Raw genomic sequence first — 7,360 nt, forward strand, 5'->3', positions numbered from 1 at the left:
GCGATGTTTGAGGGATTTGACTTTTCAAAGATGGGGCAGATGCTTGAGGATGTGCAAAAGCAAGCCAAGCAGATGGAAGAAGAGAGCAAAAATAAAGAATTTGGAGCAAAAAGCGGCGGTGGGCTAGTTAGCGTGAGAGCAAACGGCAGCGGCGAGATACTTGATATCAGCATAGATGATAGCTTGCTTGAAGATAAAGAGAGCATGCAAATTTTGCTAATAAGCGCCGTAAATGACGTGCTAAAGTCGGTTGAGGCCGATAAGAAAAACACCGCTTCAAGGATGCTTGGCGGCCTTGCTTCGATGGGGATAAAATGAGACTAAATTATAAATTTGCCCTTGCTTTTTTACTATCAGCGCTTTGCCTAAATGCCGATCCTAGGCCTACACAAGAGGACTTTAACGCCTGCTTTGAAAAGAACAAAAACTCAATCGTCTCGGTAAATAAACACTTTGGCGTGGCTATCACTAAAAATTTGATCGCAGTGCCAAAAAGCGAGGGAGCTCCGCTTGGCGAATATGTCAAATTTGACCCATATTTGCAGCTTTTCTTAGTGCGCTCTAGCAAGGAGCTAAGCCCTGTCGTGATGGCTGATGAGACTAATGAAGAGCGCATCAAAAAGAGCACTTGGGTTGGCATCTTAAATGACGCAAACAACACCGTCATGGGTCACATCAAGTCTTTGGGGCAAAATTTAGGAGACTTTGACACGCTAAGCTTCGAGTATAACGCAACTGGCGAGATAAACACGCCTTGTTGCAAGATGATAGGCATAGCTGTTGGAGCTGATAAATTTATACCAAACCGCTATCTAAAGCACTTTGTATCTTATGATGACGTCTATTACGGCGATATTGGCGTGAAATTCTTACAAAAAGAGGATAAATTTTTTGTTGGCCTTGTTGATCCACTGGGCCGCGGCAAGATGATGATGGTTGATGATGAGCTTGTTACGATAAATGGCATAAAACCAAAGAGCCTAAGAGAGCTAAATGAGATGGTGCTTTTTGCTCCAAAGGGCGCAAGACTAGACATCATCGTAAAACGCGATAGAGAGCAGCTACTCTTTCAAGTGCCAGTAAGCGGGGATGTGAAATTTAACCAAAGCCTTGAGATAAACGCCCCTTCAAGCCTTGATCTGCCAAATTTAAATGTCATGCCAAAGTCGCCTGAGAGCTTGCTAGATGATAAAGTTTTGGTGGATTATGGTATCACGGTTGATAAAAATTTAGTAGTTACTAAGGTCGAGCCAAAGTCAAATGCCGACATCTTTGGCATTAAAATAGGCGATAAAATTTTAGGCTACAACAAAGAGAGCGTGAGTAGTCGCGAGGAGCTTTTAGAAAAGATCAGCGACCTGCAAAATTTCGTGCTTTTATTTACTAGAAATGACTTTCAGTTCTTTGCAAGAGTGCCAAAATGAGCCTACTTGAGGACTTCGTAAAATTTCTAAATGCAAATTTGCCAAAGGCGCCTAGCTTTCATCCTTACTACGAGGAGGCGCTTGGGGTGATGCTAAAGGCTGGAGGCAAGCACTTTAGGGCGCTTTTGCTTCTTGGTGTGGTCGAAAATGTCGATAAAAGCCTCACGCAAAAGGCGATGAGAGTGGCTTTGGGGCTTGAGATGATGCATACATACTCGCTCATCCATGATGATCTGCCTTCGATGGATAACGCAAGCCTAAGACGCGGCACGCCAACGCTTCACGTAACATACGACGAAACGACTGCAATACTTGCAGGAGATGCGCTAAATACGCATGCTTTTTATGAAATTTCACGTGCTGATCTGCCAGCGCAAACACGCATAAAATGTGTGGAAATTTTAAGCGAGAATGCTGGCGTTAGCGGCATGGTGCTAGGTCAGGCGCTGGATTGCTTTTTTGAAAATACAAATAAAGAGGATATCAAAAGAGCAAAGGCTAAATTTGGTCTCTCTGGCAAGATGCTAAGCCTTGATGAGCTAGTCTTTTTACACATCCACAAAACCGCAAAGCTCATCGCTGCTAGCCTAAAAATGGGCGCTGTGATAGTAAATTTAAGCAAAACAGAGTGCGAGAAAATTTATGATATCGGCTTAAAGCTTGGGCTTACTTTTCAGATACAAGACGACATTATCGATCTTACAAGCGACGAAGCGGCCACCGGAAAGCCCGTGCATAACGATCTAGCTAAAAACTCATTTACAAATTTACTTGGTCTATCTGGCGCAAAAAAGAAAAAAGATGAGCTTATTTGCGAAATAGAAGAGGCGCTAAAACAGGTAGATGCAAGCATTGCAAAGATGATCTTAGAGCTTACAGACAAGCACCTAAGATAAGCGCGTAAATTTCGTAAATTTATATCACTTTTTAGACATTTTGGGCAAAAATGCAAGGCAAGTTTTAATCACTTTTTTGTATAATCTGACGCAATAAAAAGGAGATCATATGCTAAAAAAACAAGCCGATACTATAAGATTTTTGTGCGCTGATATGGTGCAAAACGCTAACAGCGGACACCCAGGTGCTCCTATGGGCCTAGCCGATATCATGGTGGTTTTAAGCAACTTTTTAAAACACAACCCTAAAAATCCAAAATGGCTAAATAGAGATAGGCTCGTTTTTAGCGGTGGTCACGCATCAAGCTTGGTTTATAGCTTCTTACACCTAAGCGGCTACGATCTAAGCCTAGATGAGCTCAAAAATTTCCGACAACTTGGCTCAAACACCCCAGGACACCCAGAAATTCACACTCCAGGCGTTGAGATGGCTACTGGCCCACTTGGTCAAGGCGTGGCAAATGCAGTTGGCTTAGCCATGGCAGAAAAATACGCTGCAAACGTGCTAAATGAGCCAGATAATAAAATAATCGATCACAAAATTTACTGCCTTTGCGGCGACGGCGATCTTGAAGAGGGCATAAGCTACGAGGCATGTTCGATCGCAGGAAATTTAAGACTAGACAACCTTGTGCTCATCTACGACTCAAACAATATCACGATCGAGGGCGACACAGCGATCGCATTTAGCGAGGACGTCAAGGCGAGGTTTGAAGCGCAGGGCTGGGAGGTCGCACGCATCGACGGACACGACTACAACCAGATCGAATTTGCACTTGAGCAAGCAAGCGAGAAAGAGTCGCCATATCTCATCATCGCAAACACACACATAGCACGCGGTGCAATGGAGCTTGAGGGCAGCCACCACAGCCACGGCGCACCGCTTGGCGAGGAGATCATCAAAAAGGCAAAGGCCGCAGCTGGCTTTGACCCTGAGAATAAATTTGCCATTGACGAGGACGTGCTTTTAAGATTTAGAGGCGCAGTTGAAAAGGGCGATCTAGAAGAGGCTATGTGGAACAAAAAGGTTGAGGCACTAAGCATTGAAGGCAAAAATTTACTAAACTCACTTCTAAATCCAGACTTTAGCAGGTTCGAATTTCCAGACTTTAGCGATAAAAAGCTAGCCACAAGAGATACAAACCACGTTATCTTAAATGAGATAGCTAAAAAACTCCCTGGCTTTATCGGTGGTAGCGCTGATCTTGCTCCTTCAAACAAGACCGAGCTAAAGGGCATGGGCGACTTCCCAAATGGCAAAAACATCCACTACGGCATCAGAGAGCACGCCATGGCAGCTATCAACAACGGCATCGCCAGATACGGTCTTTTCTTGCCATTTTCAGCGACATTTTTTATCTTCAGCGACTATCTAAAGCCAAGTGCTAGGATAGCAGCGCTAATGGGCATCAAGCACTTTTTTGTCTTCACACACGATAGCATCGGCGTTGGCGAAGATGGTCCGACGCACCAGCCAATAGAACAGCTTAGCACATTTAGAGCTATGCCAAATTTCTACACTTTCCGCCCAGCTGATGGCAACGAAAACGCAGCTAGCTGGCATGCGGCGCTAAATTTAAACGCTCCAAGTGCCTTTGTGCTTAGTCGCCAAGGGCTTGACCCACTTGCAAAAGGCGAATTTGGCGAGGTTAGCAACGGTGCATATCTGCTAAGCTCGGCAAAAGATGCGAAGATAACATTTATAGCAAGCGGCAGCGAAGTCTCACTCTGTGTAAAAGCAGCTGCAATTCTAGCTGAGCAAGGTATCGGCGCAAATATCGTATCAGCACCTTGTTTTGACCTGCTTTGCGAGCAGCCAGCTGAGTATGTGGCTAGAATTTTAGATAAAAACACAACGATCATCGCAGTTGAGGCTGCAACTGGCTATGAGTGGTATAAATTTGCCGACGCAGTTTATGGTATGAACAGCTTTGGCGCCAGCGGCAAGGCAAATGAGCTATTTGACCACTTCGGATTTACTCCGCAAAAGCTTGCAAATTTTGCTAGCGAACTTATATAAAATTTAACTTTGGGGAGTAAAATCCCCAGCTGCAATCTAAAATCAAAAAGGCATTTTATGGAAATTTCTCACGTTATCGTTTTGGCCTTGGTGCAAGGCATAAGCGAGTTTTTGCCGATATCTAGCTCGGCTCATCTCATCTTGGTGCCAAAGTTACTTGGCTGGCCAGATCAAGGGCTTGCTTTTGACGTGGCAGTGCATGTTGGTACGCTAAGCGCGATACTTTTTTATTTTAAAGATACGATTTTTAAGCTACTTCGCGACTTTTTTGCCTCGATAGCGCAAAGAAAGATGGTGGGCGATAGCTTGCTTGTCTGGTGCGTGGGATTTGCCACTATCCCAGTTGGCATCTTTGGGCTTTTGTTTAATAACGTGATCGAAGAGTACGCAAGAAGCGGCGTTGTGATCGCAGTTACAACGATCATCTTTGGCATCGCACTTTACTTTGCTGATCTTCGCTCAACAAACAAAAGCGAATACGAAATGACCATAAAATTTGCTCTTATCATAGGCTTAGCGCAGGCTGTGGCGCTCATCCCTGGCGTCTCAAGATCAGGCATAACGATGACAGCGGCACTTTTTTTAGGATTTAGTCATAAAGGCAGTGCAAATTTCTCATTTTTACTTTCGATACCTGTCATCATCCTAGCTGGCGGACTTGAGAGCATCAAGCTTATAAAAGATCCAAACGCTCTGCCTTGGAGCGACATCGCCCTTGGCGTCATCATAAGTGCAGTTAGTGCTTATATCTGCGTGAAGCTATTTATGGGGATTATCTCAAGGATCAGGATGCTACCTTTTGTCATCTACCGCTTGATCTTGGGTGCGTTTTTGCTATATCTGTTTTTATAAATTTAAGTGATGAAAAGGCTAGGCTAAGACCTAGCCAAAATGATAAATTTGCCAAAAGCTTGGCAAATTTACTCCTCTTTTTTATCTTTTTTTATGACGTTTATGAAGTCTTTTGCAGCTTGATATGCTCTGTCGCCAAATTTCTTAGCTTCTGATTTTATATCCATTTGTTTGATGTCTTCAAGCTTATCGTTCGCCTTTTTCTCAAACTCTGCGATATCTTGTTTGAGGCCTTCAAGCTTATCGTTTGCGTCAAAATTTAGCTTTAGCTTTTTGCTCTTGTCGTTTAGCTCTTGCTTTAGAGCTTCAAATTTATTGTTCGCCTCGCTCACAAGCTTTGCAACGCCGTTTGACTTTAGCTCCTCAAGCCTTGAGCTGATCTGCTCCATCGCTTGATCGCTTATGCGTTTAAATTTTGCTAGATTTGTATCAAGCTCGCTATTTATCACGCTTTCAATCTCGCTTTTAGCCACGCCGTCAAATTCATTTTCAAGCTCTTTAAGAAGCGCTATAAACTCCTCATCCACGTTTTTTAAATTTAAAAGCTGTGAGTTTAGCCTTAGCTCATCTGGAGCAAATTTCGCCTCATCTTTTAGCTTCTCAATAGCTCTTAAAATGCCATCTCTTGTGCCATTTATCGCGCCTTTTATGAGCTCTTTTGCAAATATGTGCCCCTCATTTGCTAAATTCCCCGCTGCACTGATGATATTTTTTGAAATTTCAAACATTCGCTCTTTGCTAAACTCTCCGCCTCTTATCGCAGCGTAGGTCATATTTTTAGCTATCGCACCAGCGGTCTCTTCGACATCCTTTGCGCCCTCAAGCGTCGTTAGAAAGGCGATTTGAGCACTCTCTTTTAAGATACCAAGCATCCTTGTTTCTCTGATAATGGCGTTGTTTAAAAGCTCTAAAATTTCCTCTTTTTCACTAAAATTTCTATCTTTTACGACCTCTTCAGCCGCTTCAAATGAAATTTTTAGCCTATTTTTTATATCTTCACGCTTTGCTTCGATGGCTCTATTTATCTCATCTCTTTTATCAAATAGCTCATAAAGCTCCTTCTCTTCGCCGCTAACTAGGGCCTGATTTATCCCCTCCATAGCGCTTTTTAGGTTTTTAGCATTTATGAGGCTCTCTTTATCCATCTTGTCGTAAAGCTCGTTCATCTTTTGCTTCAAAAGATCAGGCAGTGTGTTTTCGTCTTTGTCTGAGACATCCTTAAAAAAGTCGTTGCAAAGAGCCTTTATGCTAGTTAGTAGCCCCTCGCTATCTTTATAGTCACGTAAATTTTGCTCAAGTTTATCCATATTTTTGCCTTATAAAACGTATTTTGCTTCGTGTTTTAGGGCTGAAAATATCTCCAGCCTCTCTTCTTCGCTCAAAACTAGTACGGCTAGATCGTAGCTAGCGTATTTTTTATCCTTGCTAAATTTTGAAAAAACTAACTTAAATTCTCTATCTTTTACTATCTCTTTTACCTTCTCTTCGGCATTTACGCCAGCGTCAAATATCACTTTATACTCCCAGTGTGTTGGGTAGTCGATTTTTGCCTTTTTGTTATTTAGATCGCATATATTCGCCACTTTTGCCTCCTGTTTTGCTCTCTAGTACGATGCTACTGATCTCCATGCCCTTATCTATGGCTTTTACCATGTCATAAATGGTAAGAAGTCCCACACTTACGCCTGTTAGCGCCTCCATCTCAACGCCTGTTTTGCCCTCTATCTTTACGCTCACGTAAAGCTTAAAAGCGCAAATTTCAGGCAGCTCCTCGATGTCACAATCCACACCCAAAATGGCTAGTGGATGGCACATAGGTATTAGCTCGCTTGTCTTTTTAGCGCCCATTATCGCAGCGACAACGGCTGTTTGGATGACTGGGCCTTTTTTGCCGGTATTTTCTTTGATCGCCTTAAAAGCATCTTTGCTCATTTTGATGATCCCGCTAGCAGTTGCTACTCTTTTCGTGGGATCTTTTGGGCTTACATCGACCATCTTTGGACGGTCTTTTTCATCTAAATGTGTTAGCATTATCTCTCCTTTTTTGGTGGATTATAGCCTATTTAAGCAAATTTAAGTTATCAGCAAATTTAAGCAAAAATATTTTTTAATCCCAAAATTTGAGCTTTTGCATTTTTGTTTTGAAATTTGCCATTTCTTAAAATAAA

The 7,360-nt window shown here is 42.7% G+C and carries 8 protein-coding genes; 5 read left to right on the forward strand and 3 right to left on the reverse strand.

Annotated elements, in window-relative coordinates:
• Positions 1 to 3 precede the first annotated feature (3 nt).
• From F3G98_RS09095 to F3G98_RS09115, 5 genes are all read left to right on the forward strand, one after another.
• Positions 4 to 318 carry a YbaB/EbfC family nucleoid-associated protein gene (locus F3G98_RS09095; RefSeq protein ID WP_002941513.1) on the forward strand — a complete coding sequence of 105 codons (315 nt, stop codon included), beginning with the start codon at positions 4 to 6 and terminating at the stop codon, positions 316 to 318.
• Entirely contained in the window at positions 315 to 1,424 is a 1,110-nt protein-coding gene (locus tag F3G98_RS09100; protein ID WP_103608171.1) for a DUF7488 domain-containing protein, read from the forward strand. The genes F3G98_RS09095 and F3G98_RS09100 overlap by 4 nt, the downstream gene beginning before the upstream one ends.
• Positions 1,421 to 2,320: a polyprenyl synthetase family protein gene (locus F3G98_RS09105; RefSeq protein ID WP_103608172.1), complete on the forward strand. Its 900-nt coding sequence runs from the start codon at positions 1,421 to 1,423 to the stop codon at positions 2,318 to 2,320. Before F3G98_RS09100 ends, F3G98_RS09105 begins: the two co-directional genes overlap by 4 nt.
• A gap of 109 nt (positions 2,321 to 2,429) precedes the next feature.
• The gene (tkt, locus tag F3G98_RS09110; protein WP_103608173.1) at positions 2,430 to 4,340 is read left to right on the forward strand and encodes a transketolase; all 1,911 of its coding nucleotides are present in this window, start codon (positions 2,430 to 2,432) and stop codon (positions 4,338 to 4,340) included.
• Between the two features lie 57 nt (positions 4,341 to 4,397).
• Positions 4,398 to 5,192, forward strand: a complete 795-nt coding sequence (locus tag F3G98_RS09115; protein WP_002941660.1) for an undecaprenyl-diphosphate phosphatase — start codon at positions 4,398 to 4,400, stop codon at positions 5,190 to 5,192.
• 68 nt (positions 5,193 to 5,260) lie between these two features.
• On the opposite strand, the gene F3G98_RS09120 is transcribed toward F3G98_RS09115, so the two are convergent.
• From F3G98_RS09120 to moaC, 3 genes are read right to left on the reverse strand one after another with little or no spacing between them, the layout of a single operon-like run.
• A complete protein-coding gene (locus F3G98_RS09120) occupies positions 5,261 to 6,499 on the reverse strand; it encodes a hypothetical protein (protein ID WP_149726056.1) in 1,239 nt (412 codons plus the stop codon).
• Between the two features lie 9 nt (positions 6,500 to 6,508).
• Complete coding sequence (locus F3G98_RS09125) at positions 6,509 to 6,775, reverse strand: HP0495 family protein (RefSeq protein WP_009295275.1); 267 nt, start codon at positions 6,773 to 6,775, stop codon at positions 6,509 to 6,511.
• Complete coding sequence (moaC, locus tag F3G98_RS09130; RefSeq protein ID WP_180995700.1) at positions 6,750 to 7,226, reverse strand: cyclic pyranopterin monophosphate synthase MoaC; 477 nt, start codon at positions 7,224 to 7,226, stop codon at positions 6,750 to 6,752. The genes F3G98_RS09125 and moaC overlap by 26 nt, the downstream gene beginning before the upstream one ends.
• Positions 7,227 to 7,360 lie beyond the last annotated feature (134 nt).

Origin of the sequence: Campylobacter concisus (assembly GCF_902460895.1) — a bacterium.
Lineage (GTDB): Bacteria > Campylobacterota > Campylobacteria > Campylobacterales > Campylobacteraceae > Campylobacter_A > Campylobacter_A concisus_BC.